The 21,255-nt window shown below is 63.3% G+C and carries 7 protein-coding genes; 1 reads left to right on the forward strand and 6 read right to left on the reverse strand.

Annotation, left to right across the window (positions count from 1 at the left end):
* The first annotated feature begins 117 nt into the window (after nt 1-117).
* Nucleotides 118-1,455 (forward strand): type 1 glutamine amidotransferase family protein, encoded by a 1,338-nt coding sequence (locus A5779_RS24835; RefSeq protein WP_064886384.1) that lies wholly within the window; start codon nt 118-120, stop codon nt 1,453-1,455.
* 78 nt (nt 1,456-1,533) lie between these two features.
* On the opposite strand, the gene A5779_RS33180 is transcribed toward A5779_RS24835, so the two are convergent.
* The 6 genes from A5779_RS33180 to A5779_RS24865 all read right to left on the reverse strand — a co-directional run bounded on the left by A5779_RS33180 (nt 1,534) and on the right by A5779_RS24865 (nt 21,203).
* On the reverse strand, nt 1,534-3,528 hold the full coding sequence (locus A5779_RS33180; RefSeq protein WP_082941837.1) for an ATP-binding protein: 1,995 nt from the start codon (nt 3,526-3,528) through the stop codon (nt 1,534-1,536).
* A gap of 351 nt (nt 3,529-3,879) precedes the next feature.
* Nucleotides 3,880-6,114, reverse strand: coding sequence for a 3'-5' exonuclease (locus A5779_RS24845; RefSeq protein ID WP_064886386.1), 2,235 nt, complete (start codon nt 6,112-6,114; stop codon nt 3,880-3,882).
* A complete protein-coding gene (locus tag A5779_RS24850) occupies nt 6,115-12,495 on the reverse strand; it encodes a DEAD/DEAH box helicase (RefSeq protein ID WP_064886407.1) in 6,381 nt (2,126 codons plus the stop codon).
* Complete coding sequence (locus A5779_RS24855) at nt 12,495-13,244, reverse strand: DUF8548 family protein (RefSeq protein WP_064886387.1); 750 nt, start codon at nt 13,242-13,244, stop codon at nt 12,495-12,497. Before A5779_RS24855 ends, A5779_RS24850 begins: the two co-directional genes overlap by 1 nt.
* Nucleotides 13,245-13,253: 9 nt before the next feature.
* Complete coding sequence (locus A5779_RS24860) at nt 13,254-17,846, reverse strand: Eco57I restriction-modification methylase domain-containing protein (protein ID WP_064886388.1); 4,593 nt, start codon at nt 17,844-17,846, stop codon at nt 13,254-13,256.
* A 3-nt stretch (nt 17,847-17,849) separates the two neighbouring features.
* Nucleotides 17,850-21,203: a helicase-related protein gene (locus tag A5779_RS24865; protein WP_413784936.1), complete on the reverse strand. Its 3,354-nt coding sequence runs from the start codon at nt 21,201-21,203 to the stop codon at nt 17,850-17,852.
* Nucleotides 21,204-21,255: the final 52 nt, after the last annotated feature.

The raw sequence follows: 21,255 nt of genomic DNA on the forward strand, positions 1-21,255 counted from the left end.
TCCGCAGGATCGCCGGTCAATCAAAAACGAATTGACGGTCCTCGTCGACCTGTGCCGATCGAGGGCCGATACGCCGACACTGACCTAGACTGCCGCGCAGGAGCAAAGGAGACGCGTATGGCCGGCGAGCTTGATCCGGCAGCACCGACGCCGACGGACCACGTGCCGGATGATCTGCCCGCGGTCATCGCCCAGGAGGGCGAAGTGGCCGTTGCAGTGCAGCCAGAAGGCCTGTTGGTCGCCGGTGACCCGACGGAGATCGAGGCCTATGTCGACCGTATACGCGGTGTCGCCGGCCATACGATCGGCGTCATGGGGGTGGACAAGGCTGCGCTGGGCAACGCGACCGGTCTGGCCGCAGGGGCAGCATCGTTTCTCGGCCAGACGGCGAAGTTTGTGCAATTGCACCCCGACAGCGTCAAGGCGATCCAGAAGGGCCAACTGATCCCCGGTACGGACGGCTTCTACCGGATGATGACCCGCGGGGCCGACCAGAAATTCGTAAGCCAGCTGCAATGGAAACAGGCCAGTCTCACTCCGACACGGATGATGTCACTCCAGATGGTGGCCGTGCAGCTCGCACTCAAGTCCGCGATCGCAGAAGTAGAGGCTTCGGTCCAGCGAGTAGAGGGGAAGGTTGAAGAAGTACTGCGCCTCGCACATGCCAACCGGTCCGGCGATGTGCTCGGCGACCGGATCACCATCGACCGCACGGTCGCCTATCTCGACAAGCACGGGTCGTTCTCGGACGCGGATTGGGACTCCATCGCCGGCATCGGGCCCGCACTCAACCGCACCGTGGAGCAGCTTCGTCATCACGCCGACCGCACACTACGGTCCTTCGATCCAGCGAAACCGATCCAGGAACGCGCCGGCTTCGTCGTCAACGCCGTGGAGAGCGACCAGCTCGGCGAGACGCTGAATCTCCTTGTCGTGGCACAGGAATCATTGTTCAAGTGGCAACGCCTGCGACTGGCTCGAGTGGAGGCGACTCAACCCGAGCACGTTCAACAGGTTCTCGACGACGCACGCGACCTGCTAGCCAGACAGATCATCGAGGACGACGCACTGTTTCAGCGGGCGCGCCAGATCCTAGAGGCTGTCGCCAAGACCGAGGCCATCGACGGGTTCCGGATTTGGTCCGTGCAAGGTTTGCAGCGCAGCCTTCCCGCGCTACGCGCCGACGTCGATCGCTTCGGTGAAGCCCGACGTGCGCACATGCAGGACTGGCAGGATTTCACCGCGCCAAGCGCCTGGGACGCCGCGAGCGCGGCGGTCGAACGAGTGGGTGACACGGCTACGGCTGCCCTTGGCGTCGCCAGTGAGACCGCGGCGTTAGCGCTTGGTGCCACGAGCGAGGGCATCGACAAGATCGGCGGATTACTAGGGCGGGCGCGAAAGAAGAGCAAGGTATGGCGTCGACAGAAGACAGGCGACACAGACGAATCGGCCTAACTGCTTCGGCCCGTCGGTGCCGATGGGTTCGTTATATCTTTGAGAGATTGCACCGTCCAGATCTTCCCGCGACGCACATTATGTTTTGTATTGGACGTCCTGCTCCCCGAGGCCAGCCGCGCGGCCTTCCGCCCCTCGGTAGGCACCGCGCTCAAGGACAGTTCGTGTTCGACCAACCTCCCTCTGTTTTCTCGAAAAACTATCGGAGTCAACATCACCGTCGAGCACAGCTTTGTAATGATCGTAATACTTACGCGTTCTCTCATGTATGGTCGCCCAATCGGTCGCTTCAATCAAATCACGCGCTTTCCAAGAGTCGAACATTCTATCGGCCATGCTATAGCCGCCACCGGCAATAAACAGCCCCGATACTGATTCGCGCGCTTGACCCAGCTTGTTGACGTAGCGTTCTAGCTGCTGAAGATCGTCCAATGTCGCGGCATGCGAAGCCCGCTTTATCTCGATCACCACATATTGGGAGTCAGACTTCAGCGCAAGGAAGTCATAGCGGGTCCGATCATCCGCAGCGATGTCGGCGTCACCCCATTCGCGTAACTGCTTTGAAATTGTTGTCTCTTCAGAATAGGTTTGCCATTCTGGATTTATCAACCACGGAAAGCTCGCTATCAGATCGTGCAAACTCTCGGCGCCGGCCCTAGGTGCAGTCTCGGGCGTGTCGTCAGCCAACATATTGTGAAACGTGTCGAGAATTTCGATCCTACCGCGAACTACCTCAAGAATGGCGCGACTTTCCAATACTCGCCAGCCGGCCAAGTGCGATACAAGCTCCGTGAGCTGTAGCGGCTCCACCGTGGCGACGCGCTCAAGCTCATCAATATAATCGTGGAATTGCCTATATTCGAAAGCCCTGACGATTGTATCGGCCAACTCTAATAATTTGTCATGATCCGTTTCGGACCATCCAAGCTTCCGGATGAACTGGCGTGCGCGTCGCTCCGACTCTTTATCGAGCCGGCTTACCCTGGCAGCGAGCTCGGGTACTTTCATCACAAGATCTTCAGTCTTATTTTCTCGTGACTTCACCCGCTCCAAAAGGAGGCTTCGGGTTTTTTGTGCACCCCATTCCCTCAGGAGTGCCGTTGTATCGTCCTCCCAGTCTACTTCTTGACGGTCCGTCGATATCCGGTCACTTTCGTCATCTACACCTGAATCCAAGAAATCTGCTTCGATGACACCGGTAAGGTACTTTGTGCCGTGCTGGCCCGACGCGGAACTCTCGACGCCGAAGAAAAATGGTGGCGCTTGAGCAGTCTTGCCGTTCACGATTATGGTGAATCCTTGCAGCTCGCTTGGCAGCACTTTGTCTGAGAACCCTGCCCACCAGGAGAAATCAGTTCCATCAGAAAGGGTTTCCGCGTTTTCCGCTAAATCTCCCACAGGCCAACGCTGGGAAAACGCGATTGTTGGACATCGGAGCGGCTCTTCATTAATTTGGATTGCCATACTTCCCGTGACCGACCGGCTAAAGCGGCGCGCCAAGGCCTCGTGGAGTCCATCGATGTCAGGAGGTGTCTTATGCTTGAGATCGGTGAGAATAACTCGCGAGCCCGACGGGGGCCAGCCATTCGGCACTGCTGCTATTGAACCTTCTATTTTGTGGTCGGCGGTTTCACCATCGTCAGCCTTCAGCGATGCGCTGTTCAAAGTGAAGCTAGTAACGACCCCGTCTCGCCATGTTTCGACTGTCATGTTCCTGCCGATACCAAAGCCTGCGAGCTTCCCGACGCCTTTTCTTCCCATCACCGGTCGACCACTGACAGGCACCTGACCACTGGATCGACGGTTACGACCAATTACTAAGTACGCCTCTTGAACATCGTCAGCAGTCATGCCGCAGCCATCGTCAGCGACAACGATGCTGGAACGGGCCTTGTCGTAGACCTGGTTCTTGGGAATCGTGATAGCGACGTGGGAGGCACCGGCGTCCCAACAGTTCGCAACAAGCTCGGCAAGAGCCACGTCTCTGCGTTTATACATTTGAACACCAAGATGCTCGAGTGTCCGACCAAGTACCTTAATCTTGAAATCACGTGCAGACCCATCCCCTGTCATGAACGCGAGAGTAGTCTTGCCGAAGTTTAGGTCGGCAAGCTGGGCCCAAATCGCGGCTGTCCAGGATCCTCACCACGGTGTCGGCGCAACAAAGAGGCAGTACCCACACTGCGTCCGGGCTGCGCACCTAGTTCAGTATTCCAGTCTGGCCAGCTGCGTCTTGACGACCAATGAATCGTGATCGCCCGCCTATTAGACTTGACAGGCAGGCACTTAGACGGCGCCAGAACAGCAAATAAGCAAAGCCGAGAGCGCTGGACGGCAGGAGCGCAGGGGGCCAAACAGGTCATGTCCTACGCCCATGTTTAGGGACCTACTTAGAGTCGTTGTGTCATTTTTGGGCGGTTATAGCTACATAGAACTACGTAATGCTGTGTCAGACCCCAACAGCTCGGACCGTTTCCCACTCCATGTCACGACCAACGCATCCCGCGCACGACTACTAGCGACATAGAGCAGCGACCGTTCGCGCAACAGCGCCTCCGCGCGTTCTTCGTCGGGCACGTTGCGCAACGTCGCCGGCAACGGCACGTGCTTCTCATCGGCGCCCACCAGGACAACCCGGGAGAACTCCATCCCTTTCGCCCGGTGCATGGTCATCACGAGTGGTTGGCCCGGTGTCGGGGCGTTCTTGTCGACGGCGCGCGCGGTGACACCGCGCTCGCCGAGCCCGCGAACGAATCGATCACGTTCGTCCTGGCTTCGGGTGAGCACCGCGATGCTCTCGGGCTCCACACCCTCCTCCGCCAACCACGTCTTGACCTTCGTCGCCACCGCCTCCAACTCGGCAGCCAAGTCCGAGCATGGGATCAACTCCGGCGTCGGGCCGTTGCGCGCGGAGCGGTAGTCACTGGTCGACTCCTCGCCCTGTTCGAGATCGCGGTACTCCGCACCGGAGAGCACGCTCACTGCGAAGTGGAGGTTCTGCGCGGTGGTCCGGTAGTTCAGCGTCAGCCGGCGGGACCGGCCGACGATCTTGATCCCGAAGCGGCTCAACACAACCGGGCTTCCGTAGATCCGCTGGTGCGAATCCTCGGCGATGAAGAGGTCGTTCGGCCCCTCGACCACCAACGCCCGCAACAATGCCCAGTGCGTGGCATGCAGATCCTGTGCCTCGTCGACGAGGACGTGGTCAGCGAGGTAGGTGCCGTCGTGCTCCGCACGCACGCACAGCGCCTCGGCAGCGAGGGCGAGGACTTCCGGGAAACTGATGGTTTCGTCCATCTGGCTCTGCCGACGGAACGCCTCGACGAGCTTCCAGACGGCGATGCGCTGCGGACGGCTGAGCCGCACTCCCCGACCGGGTCGCGCGACCTTGGCGTACTGCTCCAGCGTGGTGATGCGGTTCGCGAGAACTACGGCCACGTACTCGCTCTCCAGGAATGCGGGGGTGGCGAGTTTCGCGTCGAGCCCCGAGTCGACGGACTGCGCAACTTCTCGCCATACCGCATCGGATGACGTTCGCTTGGAACCGAACTCGACCTCGTGACCGAACACTCGCTCGTAGGCCGCCGCGGCGGCATCTCCGGACCGGTGCAGCACATCCCTGCCGAGCGCATCGATACCACCAACGTATACGCCGGGATCTCCGGGCTTGTCGGCGATTCGCAAACCGGGGTCCAGCGCCTTGAGGTCGGTCTTGAGCCCCTGGGCGAGAGTGGCGTTGAAAGTGGTCAGGACGATCCTGGCGCCGGGATTGTCGCGGGCGAGACGACGGGCTCGATGGATCGCGACAACGGTCTTACCCGTACCGGCGCCACCTGAAAGACGGAATGCGCCAGAAAAATCCGACTCGACGTACTTCCGTTGTTCCGGATGCAAGAACGTGCGCCAGGCGGCAAAGTCGCCACCTTCGATGACTCGACGCAGCTCGTCGTTGTCTTCGATGAACGCGAACTGCATCTTCGAGGCCGGGCGCTCCAGCGCGGCGATGATCTGCTGGTTCTCGTCGAGGGATTTGTCCACCGGTTCTTTCGCGAACCCGTGGTTTTCCCGGATCGTCTCGATCGCAAGACCGGTAGCGAGTTCGAGCAGGGCGCTGCCCTCCCATTCGAGCCCCTCGGCCGCGGCTTCCAACAGCGCCGACTCGTCCGGTGCCTTCATCGCCTTGGCCGCGAGCACGGGGTTGATGCCCAACCCCTCGGTGAGGTCGGCGATCTTGTAGCCGACCCCGGCCAGGTAGGACAATGCAGGTTTCGAAACCGGTTCCACGATGGCCGAATCCGTCACGGCTTCTGCGGGCGCGGACTCTCCGATCAGGCCCTCAAGGGTGCCGTTGATGGGGTTGACCCGCAGGGTGGCCCGTTCGGCGAGCTTGATCGCGTCATCGTGTCCCCAGGTACCCATGTAGATGTACGTCGGCCCGCTGGACTTGTCGTCCACCCGGAACAACACCGCGCGATAGTGCAGGTCGACGCGACCCGTCCGCACTCGGGGATCGGCGGCTACATGCAGCGGCTCGATGTGCAGAGAGGGTTGGGTGTCGTCGGCGGCGAGCTTCTCGAAGAAGTCGTACACCTTGTTCTTGACCGACCCGTCCAGCTTGGACATGCCCTTGCTGTTCGACGCGATAACCAGATTCGCCACCTACACCACTCCGTTCAATTTCAATGCCTCGACAATCTTGCCGACATCCGGCGGGCACAGCGTCCACCCATCCACCGGTTCCGCTTCATCGAACACCACAGCCACCCGACCGCCGGCCCAGGCCATGTCCAACACATCGCCATTCGTCGTCTCATAACCCAGCTCGGGTGCCGCAGCACCTGCGGCAGCCAAGGCCCGGATGAGTTCGCGTTCTGCATCGGACACCGCTCCGTCGAACAGGAGCTGCCATTCCGCAGACAGCTCTGGCTCTCCTGCCTCGGCAGGCCCGGACACCGGGGCCGATGCCAGCAGGGTACGGGCGGTGACGCGGCCGGGGTCGCTGATCCCCAACCAGTTCGACAGCCGCAGCCATTCCTTCCATGCCTTCCCGCCCAGGTCTTCCAACCGCTCGTCTCGGTCATCGACGGCGAGCACGGCCTGCGGCGGGTCGGACGTGGTGCGTACACCGGAGGCGACGGTGACACCTCCGTCGGCATACGCCCAGCACATGTCGGGCCCGGCCACTTCAAACGGCGTCGATCCGTCCAGCGTCGCCAACGCCGCGGCGGTGACCTCGTCAACATCAGACTTCACCCTGTTGTCACTGCGGACGAACAAGTACGGCATCCACTTGCTGAAGTGTCGCCAGGCGTCGATGTCGGGAGTCACCATGAACTCGAGCAGTTGCGATACCGGGTCTTTGGCTTGCAGCCGAACCAAACCCGGTTGAACATGGAACCGGCTGGTGACGAAGCTAGTGGCCTTTTGATCGAACCAGGCCGGCTCGATCGACTCCCCAGATTTGAACCGCTGCAGATCCTCATGTCCGAAGGACCACACCAGATAGTCCGAGGCACGCAAGGCCCGACGTTTGTCGGCGTCGTCGGCCACGCGGTTGCACCCGGCGACCGCATGGAAGGATCGCCCGTCGGCGAAAATCGCGATCCGCGGGATGTCCGGGTCCGCGGTCTGCAGCACAAAGTCGGGCTTGACGAAGTCCAGCGAAACCTGCGGTCGCAGTGACCATTTCCGCGCCTTGCTGCCCTGCAGGGTGATGGTGGCCGACGGACCGGATGTTCCCGGCTTCTCCACCACGGCGGCACCCATCAACTTGAGCCGCTCGATGAACGAGCAGTAGAAGTCGCGTTCCAGGAACGACTCGTCGCTGAGCGGCGTGCTGGGCGGTGCCTGCTCGGTAACCTCGGCGGTCCAAGCCTCCAGGTCGGGTGTACCGTGCGCGCCGACCTCGAGAATGCCGTCGAGCAAATTCAATGCAGTCAGCCGTGACACTTTGTCCATCTCGTAAGGCGCAGCGAACGGCAACAGGCAGCGGTGGCAGGCCAGCCGATCCTCGTCCCGGCACGCGCATTCCCGCAGGATCTGCCGGGCGGCCGCCAACACCGCGAAAACTTTGGTGTGGTCGGCGAATTCGGCGAGGTAGCCGGTCCCGCCGGGAACTGTGTCGTGGATCAGCAGCGCGCGCCGGTCGGGCGCCCATAGCGCATCGCTGATGGTGGCGACGTCGAGATGTTCGGGTGATCCGCCGATCACCTCGCGTAGGCCGAGCAGGATGGCGGCGGCCAGGCTGGGGTGGGCGAAGTTGTCGTACTCCATCTGCGGTGGCAGGTGCAGCAGCACCCCCTGGGTGCGCAGTCGTCGCGCCAGGGCGATGTCGCGGACGTCCTCGACGGCCGAGCCCCGCAGGCGACACCAGGTGCGGTGCTCGTATCGACTGTTGCGACCGGCCTCCCGGTCGAGTTGCCCACAGGACGCGCAGACCCGGAACAGGCCGCTGGTCGATTCCTGCCCGGCGATCAACCTCGTCTTGCCCTTGGATGCCCGTCCGCCGAGGTTGATCCAGCGAATATCCAAGCGTCGCAGGTATTCCGCGCCGAACGACGAACTGGAGCGAAACCACGTGCGGCCGACCTGGGTGGGGTCGACGTCGGCGGCGGTCACCACCGTGAACGGTTCCTTTGCGCGGTTGTCCCGCAGATCGTTGATGGTGGCCTCATCCCGGCGCACTTCCGCCGAAACGCGGGTCATTTCGACGACCGGCAGGTGCTGACTCACGTCGGCGATGCCCGTGCTGTGGCAGCGCGGGCAGGTCGACACCGGGTCAGGCCCGGCGGCGGACGCACTGCTGCGCACCCACCCGCACTGTGGGCAGACTTGCCAGGCGTGGATGTTGGATTCACCGGTGCCCAGATCGACCGCGTCGATGGTGACCGCGAGACCTTGGGCGTAGAAGGTGGCGCCCGGCGCGAGTTCGGTGAGCGCAACCCGGGAGCCGCGTTGATAGCTGAGTTGCTCGCCCATGTAGTCGTTGCTGTCCGGATCAATCCAGGTAACGCCGACATCAAGAGTCACCGCGTCGTCGAGCAGTGTGTAGTTGGGCAGTACGCCGTACCGTTCGAGCACCGAGATCCAGTAGTCACGGGTCAGTGAGGTGATCTGGGCGCCAAGCAGTTTGCGTGATCCCTTGGCGATCTTGAAGGCCCGACGGTCGTCGTCGGTGGCGGCCGGGGAGGTCGCCCGGCGTTCGAACTCGGGCAGGTCGGCTTCGACGGTCGCCTGCCGTTCAGTGAGTTCCTTGAGATCGAGTTGCCATTGGTAGGCCGCGGCCATCAGGCGTTGGGTGAGGCCACTGGGACCACCCTGCGGTGGTGCGCTCGCCCAAAATCTCAGGGCGTCGACGGCGTCGGGGCTGAGATGTTCCCCGAACTGGGCCAGGAAGCGGTCCAAGAACTCGTCGGCGTCGGTGGCGGCGGTATCCATCAGCCGGGCCAGCCAGCTGTCCGCCCCGTTGTCTCCGAGCACCGACCGTGCATCCTTGGGCGCCACCAGCTGCGGGTCACGGGCGAACTGGTCGACGATGTGCGCAATGTACTGGCGTTGAAGGATCTCCTCGGCGCTGAGGAACGTCGCGGGTGGACGCACATCCCCCTGGATCACCGAAAGCGGCTCGAACAGCTTGGGCAGATGTTCGCCTCGACCGCGAACGTAGGCCAGCACCAAGGAGTTTCCGGTGAGCCGGCCAGCGCGCCCGACGCGCTGCAGGTAGGACGACACCGATCGGGGCAGCGACCCGAGCATGACTGTGGACAGGTCACCGATGTCGATCCCCATCTCCAGGGTCGGGGTCGCGACAAGCACGTTGGGTGCTTGCGGGTCGGTGCCGCCGCGTTTGAACGCTGTCTCGTATTCGAGGCGGGTCTTGGTCGGCAGCAGGCCGGTGTGTTCCCGCGCGACGACGCGTTTCATCTCTGTGGAGTCGTAGAGACGCCGGTAGAAGTTGTCGGTCTTCATACTGCGGTGCAGCCGCCCGGGGCAGCGGATCAACGTGCAGGGTGCCCCGTCGAGTTCGTCGACGGTGGTGGCACTGCCCGGCACCGGGGTTTGGCAGATGTCACAGACTAGTAAGTGCCGCTCGTCGAGGAGCGCTTCCAGCGTGGGAGCGCTGACCTGGACGGTAGCCGGCGACAATCCATAGACGGCGGAGCCGGTCTCGGTGGTGATGGTGGACAGCAGCATCTGCTCGGCGAGTTCGGCGAACAGCGCCTTCGCCAGGAAGGTGCCGTCGTGGGGGCTGACATCCAGGCATCGCGACGTCCATTGCGCGTACCAGGAGGACGGGGCCGTGATCGGATCGAATCCCTCTGGCAAGGCTCCGGTTCCGGACTTGAGGGCCGGGAAGGCCGGGGCGGGGCGGCCTTTCGGGAAGGGGGGCATGCCCTGGCCACGTGGTCGCCCACCCCAGACGTGGTAGCGGTTGGCGTTCTTCTCTAGATAGGGCCGCAGCCAGTCGTGGTGGATGCCGCCGCGGGTGCGGATCCTCTCGACCGTCCCACGCACCCACTGCGCCATTGCTGCATCGGTCACGCCGGTCAGCGGGAACTGGGCGGGATCAGCCTTGTCGAGGGCCCGCCTCCCGATGATCGGGGCCTTGTGCGCCGCCCCGAGGTAGACCTCGGCGACGACGCTGCCGGTGAGCTCCAGGGTGCGGCCGGTGCGGGACTGCAGACCGAATTCGAGGTCGACGTCGAACCGCAGCCGGCGCTTGGCCTTGTTCTCCGCGGCCCGCCGCGAGTTCGGGTGCACGTCGGGCTTCCAGAACGCGACGAATTCGTCGCGGTCCACGATGTCGGGTGGCAACAGTTGGTAGCGCAACATCGGATCGTTGCCGGCGCGGTCGATGACAGCTCGGGCGAGCTCGTCGAGGTCGAGTTCGGCGTCACCCAGCGCACCGCGCAGCGCCGTGCGCAGGCTGAGGCTGTGCGAGCGGGCCTGCACGAACCCGGCGCGGTGCGCGGCATCCTGCACGCTGTCGGTGAACATCAACGCCTTCTTCTCTGTGGCGTCGAGATGCTTGTCGCCGAACAGGTTCGACAGAGTCACCGACAGCTGTGTGGCCACCGCGCTGCCGAGGAACCGGATTCCGTCGACGGCCCCGCAGGCCGGGCACATATCGTTCTTGGATTGCTCGTCGGCGTCCGGCCCGATCAGGGTGAGCACCGGCAGCACCCGGCCGTCGACGACATCGGGGCTCTGCGGGTGGGGTGTGGTGTCGAGGAGTTCGCGGTGGTCGAGATGGAGCCACTGCAGACCGTGGACCTTGCCAGCGACCTGCGCTTCGGCGGGCGCCGAGATCAGCGCACGGAACCGGGAGGCGCCGGCGGCGTGGTCGGCGCGGATCGCCTCGTCGGTGACGTCGAAGGCGCTTCCGGTCGGTGCCAGCCGTGCACCCCAGCCCGAGCGTCCACAGTGCCGGCAGTACACCGCGGGCAGGTATAGCTCGTCGTCGACGGAGGTCCCGTCGTCGGACCAGCGATATTCGGTGGCGACCCGCACGGCGCGGTCGACTCGGCTGAGTTCCCGGATCCACAGGTGCACATCGACCCCGAGCGCCGCCCGTCCGGTCTCCGCCCGAACGTGCGAGAGCATCGCAACGACGAACTCCAGGAACCGAATACGGATGTCGCGGGTGCGGGCGGCATCGCGGTCGACGGGCACCGCCGGAAATACCTGCTCGGCCAGGTCGGGCAGCGACACCGCGTCGACGGCGTTCTCCAACACCGCCTGGATGAAGCGGTGCCGCTTGAGCTGATCGAGCATCTCCTCGGCGTCCAGGTCCGACGCAGTGGCGGGATCACCTGCATATCCTGACTTCTCAAAGAGGTCAGATTGGACGGGCTGCTCGAAAAGTTCAGACTGGGTGGGCTTCGCAAAGCGATCAGATTGGAACATCGTCTCGAAGAGTTCGGCAAATACCGCCGCGGCGATGGCATGGTTGTCGCCGTCAGCTCGATCGAGGGCGGTGATCCGGTCGAGCGCGTCGGGCAGCGCCGGTTCGATCGGCTTCCAGGCATGGTCATGGCCGCCCAATCGGGCTTTGCGCCATTCGCCGGGGCTCAGCCGTGTCTCCTCGATAACCGCGCCTGCGCCGAACGGCTCCCCGAACACTGTGTAGGCGAAATCGAGCATGGCAGTTGGGGCGGAGCGAGAGCCCAGGGTCGCCGACGTGGCCACCGGTGTCACCTTGCCGAGCGGGCGGGCACGGTCATCGTCGGTGACCCGCGACGTGGCGGTCCAATGTGCCTTGAGAGTAAGGCCGAGCCGACGCAGCAGCATCGCGACGTCGGTGCCCTGGGCGCCGTCGTAGGTGTGGAATTCGTCGAGCACCAGGTATTGCAACGATTCCGCGGACAGCCGCCACATGTCAGCACGGCCGGGGTGCAGCAGCATGTGGTCGAGCATCTTGTAGTTGGTGAGCACGATGTCGGGCGGCGAGTCGTGCATGAGGGCGCGGTCGGTGATCAGCCCGTCGGCCGAGACCCGGGTGCGCCCGCCGCCACCTTGCTCACCGGTGTAGAGCCCGGCGGTGACCGCGCCAAGGGCCGGATCACCGGAGATCAGCTTGGCCAGCCGCTCGGCCTGATCGTTGGCGAGCGCGTTCATCGGGTATAGGATCAGCGCCTTCATCCCGGTGACACCGGACTTCTTGGCGCGCAACACGTGATCGAGGATCGGGTAGAGGAACGCCTCGGTCTTGCCCGACCCGGTGCCGGTGGTGACCAGGGTCGGCTGCGGCCGATCCTGGTGGTGGGTGGAGAGCCGCTCGAATGCTCGCGCCTGATGCCCGTACGGTGTGAAATCGGCCGGCCACCAATCCAGGTGGTCGCGCCAGCCGTCACCGGCCGGGGCGAACGGCAACCGCAGCCGCACATACGGTCCCTTGAACATCCCGTTGTCGGGGTCACCGATGAAGTCAGTGAGCACTGCCTGCGCATCGGGATCGGTCAGTGCGAATGTCGTTGCCAGGTAATCAGTTAAGCCTTCGCGAAGGTGCGTGGCCTGCAGGGTAGGAAGTAGTGCACCCATCACGAACTCCGCTCGGTGCGCCGTCGCGACCTTTTGAACCACAGCTGACGTCCGGCATCCCAGATCGCGTGGTCAATCTCCCATGCGGTGACGTCTCGTTCCAACCGCGCGCCAACGGCAGAAACGAGTGCTGCGATGACATCCCGTGCACCGACGGGGTCGACATCGACGCCGTGGTACGCGAGCCATCGCAGCACCATTCGGTCGGGTTTGATCAGGTCATCGTCTCCGATGAGCATCCACAGATAGTTGCGGCGCACCCCGTGCCCACCCTCACCAGGGATGGCGCGCAGCGCGTCATCAATTGCGGTGAACCGCGCTGTGTCGGTGAACAACCCGACCGCATCGGGCAAGCCGACAACGCCGTGCACGACGAACACCCGTGCGTGGCGCAGCACAGCCTCGGATTTCAGAATGCCGTTACGCGTTGAGGTGCGTTGCCGGTTGGTGAGGCCGGTCAACTCGTCGACGGTGAGCGCGATCAGTCGAGTGAGCGGCAGTGGGTCCGTTCCGATCGGTTGTCGCGCGGGGACGGTCGGATGATGGACGCCCATGTTCGCCGCGAGTTTGCGCACCACCGGAACGACCACCGCGTCGTAGTCGGCGCCGATGCTCCACACTGCGTCGGCGATGCACAGGCTCAGGCTGGTCCACCGACGTTCGCGTGGCTTCGGATTCAACGCGGCGACGGCATCGGCCAGACTGTCAACGGATGCACTGTCCAGCAATACCCCATCTCGATGGGTCATCTCAGCCCCTCACGCCTTGGCAACATCACTGAAGTGCTTGTGCGCCAACTCCATATCGCGCTCTCGATCCACCCCAACGAACGGCTCGGCATAGGTGATGCCGTCGACGGTGAGATCGTCGGGCTTCAACGTGCCCTTCTTGCGATACTCGGAGGAAAGTTTGCCGGGAAGTTGGCGACCGTTCGAGTCGTAAAGCGCATCCCGCTCGTACTTCTGCAGCACCGGGAACTGGGTGCGGTAGATCGTCAGCAGCTCCTCGGCGGTGATCCCGAGCATAATCGCGACGATCGCGTCAATCTCGACGAGCGCTTGGCGGCGATCCGCAGCCCGACGCAACGGTGTGGCCCACTCCCACTTAGCGCCGACCTCACCCAGTGGTGAGCGGTCCGCATAGTCGACGCCGATATGCGGAACCCATGAATCACGTTGCCATTCTTTGTCGTACAGCTCGCCCCACAGCTGGGCATAGGGCCTAACTAGGCAATTAAGGCGGAGTGTCCTCACTAGAAGGTGGGATTCGAGCGCGTGGTTACGGACATGGGGAAATCGACGAATGACACCCTGACTCAACTCATCCACGCCCGCCACCTTGACTAGGAAATCGATTGGCAACGATGCCCAGAACGCTGTGGCGATGGCGGTGTTAAGGCTATCGACAATCTGCGCCGATAGGACCGGGTGGACGTGACAGGGGCCAGGTGGAATCAAAGCAGCGTGGAGCGTGCGGACCATGCCCGGGTCAGCCCGTCGCCGCCACGCTATACGGAAGTATGACGAACTGGATCTGTTGTGCCACTTCGGATATGCACTATCGTATTCCGATCGAGCTTTTGCAACCTGGTAATTTGTACGCGGCACAAAATCCTCACCTATCGATTCGAGTGCAACATCAGCGTAATCGCGGTGACTCGACATCGTCGGATTGGGTTGCTTTGAAAGCGGGTTCGCCACCGATAAGTGTGGCCCTTGAAGAATTACATTAACCCAACTGTCCGGAATGGCTGATGCGGATTTAAATAAACCGCGTTGACGATCAGCGGTCTCCTGCCAACCAAGAGTCCAGTCGAATCCGATATCCCCCAACCTCGGTGCGGCTGCAAGTTTATCCAGGACGTCGGCGGTGTCGCGGTTCACGGAATACAGCATTCGCGCCTCGTCGGGTGCCGTACCTGGCTCATCTATGAGAGCGGCCCAGTTAGCAAGTTGCAGCTGCTCAATGGCGACGATGCGCTCAGCATGAGGGCGCAAGTTCCAACCACCGTCACCGTCCTTCACGCCGGGAGCTTCACCCGAACCATCGTGCTCGAGCGAACGGGTCACCGTATCGGGGTGATAGAGGGATGACCCCTGCAGGAAACGCACATCTCTCAGATCGCCGTAAACATGCACTCCGTACTCTCGCGTATTTCCGATCTCGGAAAACAATTTGAGTTGATTTTGAAACTGCCAGTGCCTCCGGAGCCGCCGATACGTCTCACAACGAAGCACCTTTGCACGGACTTCGGTGAAGTGACTTTCGGGATGGAGTAGCGCAACAATTCCGCCACGTGCCATCGTTTTCCATGTGCGCTCCATAAAGCATCGGTATGTATCTGCATGTAACCCGACCAATACAGGGTGGTCCGCCGGGGAGCTTAGATGCGCCTTCACGCCTGCTTGCCCGGCCCTCTCATCCAGGTACGCATCGAGTGCCCCGTGTAAAGCGAGGGCCTCTGCCCGCTTGTCGACTCTCACCTCTTCGGAGGGCTTATCGACAAGCTGCCACCATGCATCGAATTCAGCCAGCACCCCGGCCTCGTCCCAGTCCGGTCGTACCCACGGCGGATTTCCGACCTGAAGGTCGAATCCACCTCGGGCGAACACCGGCGCAAAGTCCAACTCCCAGTGGAAGAAGCCCTGAACCTCGGCGATGTCCGCAGCAACCGTCAGCCACGGAAACCCGTCCAGCGCCCTCTCTATCGGTAGCGCTTGGGCGAAGGTGCGGTCGTTATCCTCAGCGAAGTCCAGGTCCTGCCAACTCAGATCGCCGGCAAGGCTGATCTGCCCATGCTTTTCAAACTTTCCAGCTTTGGGCGGCACACCGAGGATCGCCTCCAGTCCGCCGACCCACTGATCCCAGTCGGGCGGTTCGATGTCTGTGGTCAACGGCCAGGACCACAACGAGCACCAGGCGTCCATCACCCGGCGCAGCCGTCTGTAAGCGCCGCTCTCGTCGTTTAGCACCGCCTCGATCTGCTCGCGAGTCACCGCGGCGCCCGGCCGGTCGTCGGAATGCAACCCCCACACGTCGATGTCGCGGCGGATCTCCGATTCGGCGATGGTCAGCCGCCGCAGGGTCAGCTCCCACAGGGTCTCCACCCGCTGCGCCAGTGCCGCCAGGCGCTTCTTGATCGCCGCGCTCGGATTAGCACGAATACCGTTGCGCCACAGTCCTAGTTCTTCCCGTTTGTCCGGGGCATAGGTTTTGGCTTCCGGGGTGTTAACGACCGCACTCCAACCCTCGGATGGCAGCAGGAAGTGGTGAATGCCTGACCCGATCTCGTCTCCGAGGGGCACATCCTTAGGCACCGTTTTCAGCCACGCCTTCTTAGCCAGCAGTGTGGGCGCATAGACGGCGCGGCGGGCACCGATCAGCGAGTTGCCGCGCCGGAGGTGCAGCCCGAACCAGGGTGCCTGTAGACCGGCGACCATGGTGTCCAGCCACAGCGAAATTTCTGCGAGTTCCACTGCCGTGGCATTCAGGTCCACCCCGTACACCTGGTGCAGCGCAAGATACGCCTTCACCTTCTGAAGTTCGACCTGGTAGCGGTCGGCGTCGATGACCTCGCCGCGATCTTTCTGCTGACGCTTGAGGTATTCCGCGGCCAGTTGGCGCACCGCCTCAATTGCGAACGCACCCGACCCCAGCGCGGGCTCGCAAATAGTCAGCTGCAGAATCTGTTCCGGCGTGGTGCGCTCGCCGTTTTGGTCTAGCAGTTCTTCGAGCGCCTGGGAAACAACGAATTTCGTCAGCACCTCGGGCGTGTAGTACGAGGCCGACTGTTGGCGTTCCCGGCCGGCGAGCCGGAACACGAAGGTGCCCTGACGGTGAAGTACCGGAATCCGCTCGCCGGTGGCCTCGTCCTCTGTCGTCACGAAATCTGACTCCGAGAGGTGATCGGCGCGGGTTACCGGAACCACCCACGATCCCTTCTCCGGGTCGCCGTTCTTGGCGACCTCGTAGAGGTCTTCTTCGGCGAAGAAGCCGGTGTAGGACATCAGGCCCTCGTACACCGCGCCGAGCTGATTGATGCCGAGCTCGGCATACGAAATGAACCCTCGGTCAGCACCCTTGCGGCCCTTGGACTCTTTGGACAGCAGCAGGTGTTGCAGTACCTGCTGCGCCGCCTCGTTGCTGAGGCCGACCTGGTCGATGAGTTCAGTGGATACAGGTGCGAACAGGTCGGCGCGTAGCTCGTTGAACTCCAAACCCGGTGCCGGATCATCGGTTCCGTCGCCCGCCTCGGGAGTGCGCGGGTGATGACCGCCGTCGACAAGGTGAAACAGCTTGGCCAGCGACTCATACAGGTGCGTACCGGATTTCGCGGTGGGCGACACCAATTCGGTCAACGTCAGCTCACGCAGCCGGTCCAGGCCATACCCCTCACCGTATTCCGGGGCGCCGGAGGGCAACACCCGCATCTCCGGGGACGCTTCGGCGTAGAGCAGGAACAGGATGCGGTATAGGAAGCGCAGCGAGTGCTTTGCGAGCTGTTGGGCGTCGATCTCATCCAGTGGCAGGCCGCGCTCGGCGCGGCGGCGCACCACGTCGTTGGCGATGATCTCGATGGACAGTCGGATCCCCTCACGCAGATCCTTGGACACCCCGACGGTGTGCTTGAACGAATCTTCGAGAACGCCTGTCCACCAGATGTTTCCGTCTGCATCGGGCAGCAGTGCCTGCCGTCCGAGAATCGCCGCAGCCCGGTCGAGTTCGCCGCCGCGCTTGTCGTCGCGGCGTTCGGTGACCACCAGCAGATCGACGGCCAGGTACCGTCCTTCGGCCCATCGCTGGGCTTCTGCCAGCAGCGCCCACTGGCCAGCCTGCACGACGATGAACGCAGGGGGTTCATCGGCGCGGAACGCAGCCGAAACCGCTTTGGTCACCGAGTCGATGGGCTTGCTGTCCTCCTCCCCCGCGTCGAGCAGCAGCCCGGTTTCGGGGTCGAGTAAGTCGTCGACCGATTCGACCGGGCGGGCCTGCAGCAACAACATGCTCGTCACCCCGGCCAGCCGAGCGTTGGGCAGCCGCAGCTCGGTACCCGCACGCTCGCCGGTGTAGTCGGCCAGCGTCTCGGAAAACCCGAGAACGGTCCGAATCATCGCGTGCGCTGCGGGCGCCCCCCCCGGGTTCTCGGCCAACGTCGACAACTCGGTCTGCAATTCGCCGGCAGCGGCCAGCAGCCGTCGTCGCACCGTATCCCGACCCTCGGCAGCTTCGGCGTCCCACTGCTTGCGCAGCTCGATCACCTTGCCCTGGAAGGATTCCTTTGTGGAGTCGGTGGTGAAGTAGTGCTCGCTGATCCAGTCCTCGCCGACGACGATGGAATCGTAGGACGGCATGGCTCAGAGTTCCTTTCCGGCGACAGGGATGTCGGTGGGCACGATGACCAGCAGCGGGCGGACCAGTTGCTGGGTGGGGGCCAGCAGGTCGGCCAGGCGCTGCTCGTCGTTGATGCGCTGCCCGAGCTTGCTCACCTTTGAGCGCTGCGCCCCGAAGAGTTCGAGTTGTTCGGCATCGTCGTGCCAGCGCTGCGCCCGCTTGCGCCACTGGTCCAGGCGTTCGGTGGTGGCGGCTTCTTGTGCAGTGAGTACCGTGCGCATCTGGAGGCGGGCACGCTCGACGGCGATCGGGATCAGCGCCTGGTAGCGCTCGGGTTCGGCGATCGGTCCCGGATTGGACGCGCCCGGTTTGAGACCGGTTTGCGTGGTGAGAAAGCTGATGTCCTCGAGAGGTTCGACCATGCAGAAGTCAGGGTTGGCCGGTTTGCGGAACACCGCGGTGGAGAACACCCGCGAGATCAGCTGTCCCCGTTTGTTACTCAAGGTGCCCATGAGCAACACGGTGGGGGCGTCGACGTCGCCCCGGATCGCAAACACCTGGTTGCGGCCCAGCGCCGTCAGTGCGCGGTCACTGGCCCAGTCCAGCACAGGGTGCAGCGGGCCCAGGTAGTGCGCCTCGGGCCAGGTGGTGTTGTTGATGCCCTTGCCTTCTCGCGCGATGCGCAATTGGGCGGTACCCACCGCCGGGTTGGTGGCGAACTTGAGCCTCTCCAGCACCCGGCCATGGTGCAGATAGTTCTGTGGGAGCTGCGCCAGCCGTTGTCGAAGATCGCGCGGCGGGGACAGTTCGGCGATGCCGTGCGGCGCGCTGACCGTCCAGCCGATACCCCCCTGCTCGGGTTTGGCGTGCGGCTTGTCGTGGAATCCCGCGTGCAGCGCCTCATCGAGGAACGTCAGGTCATCGGAATACAGGCTTTGGCGGGGCGATGCCGGCAGCGGCATCGCGGTCGCCTCGACGGCGTCGAATTCGGCGAAGAACGCATCCAGGTCCTCCCCCGCTGCGACCTCGGCGGCGGTACGGACCGCGTCGTCAAGCTCGGCACCCTTGGCGAGCACATCGCGGATCACGTTCTCTTCCTCGGTGACGCTGTGCTTGCCCATCAGCGAGGCCACATCGCCGAGCGTCTCGTGGGCCTGGTTTTCCCGTTCCAGCAGCCGCGACAGCACTCGCAGGTCACCGGAGAACTCAGGGTCGGACGGTTCGAGGATCAGGGAGGACATCACCGGCGGATACTTCTGCCCGTAGCGGTCGATGCGACCGTTGCGCTGCTCGATGCGGATCAGGCTCCACGGGATGTCGTAGTGGATCAGGTGATGGCACTGCGCGTGCAGGTTCACGCCTTCGGAGGCGACGTCGCCGGTCACCAGCACCCGGATGGGTGAGGTTTCCAGCTTGAAGCTGTCGACGAGTTCTTGCTGCTCGACGTCGGACAGCCCGCCGTGCAGCATCGCGATGTTCTCGCCTTTCAGACCGAGCGCCGCGGGCAAGTTGTTGCGCACCCAGGTCAGCGTGGCGATTCGCTCGGCGAACACCACTGCGCGCGTCTCTGATCCCTTGCCGACGCCAATCTGCTTGAGCCGCTTGACCAATGCGGCGAACTTGCCGGCCTGCTCGCCGAGGGCCGCTGCGTTGAGCTCGTCGAGGTTGTTGAGGGCCTTGAGCTCGACCCGCTGCTTGGGATCGCCCTGGTCGAGCTTGGCGCGCCGCTGTTTGATCGACTCGGCCAGCGCGGCCGGCGACGACAGGAACGCCTTGGCCAGGGTCCACGGGAACAGCGCCTTGGTGTCACCAGAGTAGGGAGAGCTGCCGGACTCGGGGTGCAGCCAGGTCTGGGACAGCTCCGCGGCGACCGCGTCCTCGGCCGCGGACGGCTTGACCAGCAGGTGCACTGGCTCGGCGCGTTCGGCCCAGTCACTACCGACCTCCGCGGCGACGTCAGGACTGTGCCGATGCCGGCGGATCAGCAGCGACTCGACGTCCTCTTTGGTGAAGCGGCCGTCGGGGTGCACCACCGTCGGGTCCAGCAACCGCAGCAATTCGGCGAAGGATTCTTCCTTGCCGTTGTGCGGGGTGGCGGAGGCCAGGATGAGCGCCTCGGTGTTGGGTGCCAGGACGCGGGCCAGCTCATTGTTCTGAGTGCCGGCGTTGGTGAGGTTGTGGGACTCGTCGATGACCACGGCGTCCCACGGCTGGCGTTCCAGGTGGGCCTTGTAGCGGGGGCTCTTCAGGGTGTCGATGGAGATGATGGCCCGCTTGAAATAGGTGAACGGGTTGCGGGTGGCCGGCAGCTTCTGGCGAACTTTCTGGATGCCAATCGAGTCGAGGCGGACGAACGGCAGCGCGAAGCGGCACCACAGTTCGTGCTGCATCTGCTCCAGGACATGCTTGGGCGTGACGATCAGAATGCGTTCACCACGGCCACGTCGCACCAGCTCGGACAGGATCATGCCGATCTCCAGCGTCTTACCCAGACCAACAGCGTCGGCGAGCAAGATGCGTGGCCGGATATGCTGCGGGTCGAGCGCCTTCGTCACCGCCGCCCGTTGATATGCCAGGGCATCGGCAAGCATGTGGGTCGAGACGGTCAGGTTTTGGTCGCCGTAAGGAACTGGCGTCTTTCTGATCAGTGCTTCCAGCCACAGTCGGGAGTCGCGGTAGCTCGACGAGCCGTCGGGGACCACTTTCGCTTTCTTAGGATCCTGCACTTGGATCTTGTCGAGACTGGAGTAGAAGGCGGCGGTGGTTTCGGCCACCAACTCGGAGAGGCCACGCACCCGGACCAGCCAGCCGTCGGCTCCCTGCTCGGCCGAGGTGACCAGCCATTCCTCGTCGCGAATGACGACGATCGAGCCGGGAGCGACGTTGAGGTCGGCAGGGTTGGTTTCGACGGCGGTGATCACTTGTTCTCCGGGCTTTGTTGCAGTGGACTTTGGAATTGTGGTGGGCGGTCTCGGCTCCGGTGTCACGACCGCGGGCGGTTCGGGCCCGGGCGGCTCGGACTCGATTTCACCGCGGTCGATGAACGCCTGCAGGACCACGGTTCGCAGAGTCTTGGCATTCCTCAGCTCGCGCAGATACTCCATCTGGGCTCTGCGGTTGGTGATCTGACCATTCTCATGGCGGATTTCCCGCAGGTCCGCGACGACACGTTCGCGCGACTCCTTGTCGTGCTCCAGCCAGGCCTCGCGCAGCACATCCCAGGCTTCGGCGGCGAAGTCTTCCTTCGGGCGGGCACCGTAGGCGTCATATAGCACGTCGGCCGGGTCGAACCCGTCGCAGTCGTCGAACAGGCCGTTGCAGAGCTCGTCGAGGAGGTCTGCGGGCAGGTTTGACCAGTGGAACCTGTACTTAGGCACTACACGGCCCTCGCTGGAATGCCGGTCCAGATCGGGTTGGCGTCAGGCGGGG

Origin of the sequence: Mycolicibacterium peregrinum (assembly GCF_001665625.1) — a bacterium.
Lineage (GTDB): Bacteria > Actinomycetota > Actinomycetes > Mycobacteriales > Mycobacteriaceae > Mycobacterium > Mycobacterium peregrinum_B.

What these genes read in the sequence shown, in the direction of transcription:
- A5779_RS33180 (WP_082941837.1), bottom strand. Translation starts at nt 3,528, where the DNA reads ATGACAGGGGATGGGTCTGCACGTGATTTCAAGATTAAGGTACTTGGT.
- A5779_RS24850 (WP_064886407.1), bottom strand. Translation starts at nt 12,495, where the DNA reads ATGGGTGCACTACTTCCTACCCTGCAGGCCACGCACCTTCGCGAAGGC.
- A5779_RS24835 (WP_064886384.1), top strand. Translation starts at nt 118, where the DNA reads ATGGCCGGCGAGCTTGATCCGGCAGCACCGACGCCGACGGACCACGTG.
- A5779_RS24855 (WP_064886387.1), bottom strand. Translation starts at nt 13,244, where the DNA reads ATGACCCATCGAGATGGGGTATTGCTGGACAGTGCATCCGTTGACAGT.
- A5779_RS24860 (WP_064886388.1), bottom strand. Translation starts at nt 17,846, where the DNA reads ATGCCGTCCTACGATTCCATCGTCGTCGGCGAGGACTGGATCAGCGAG.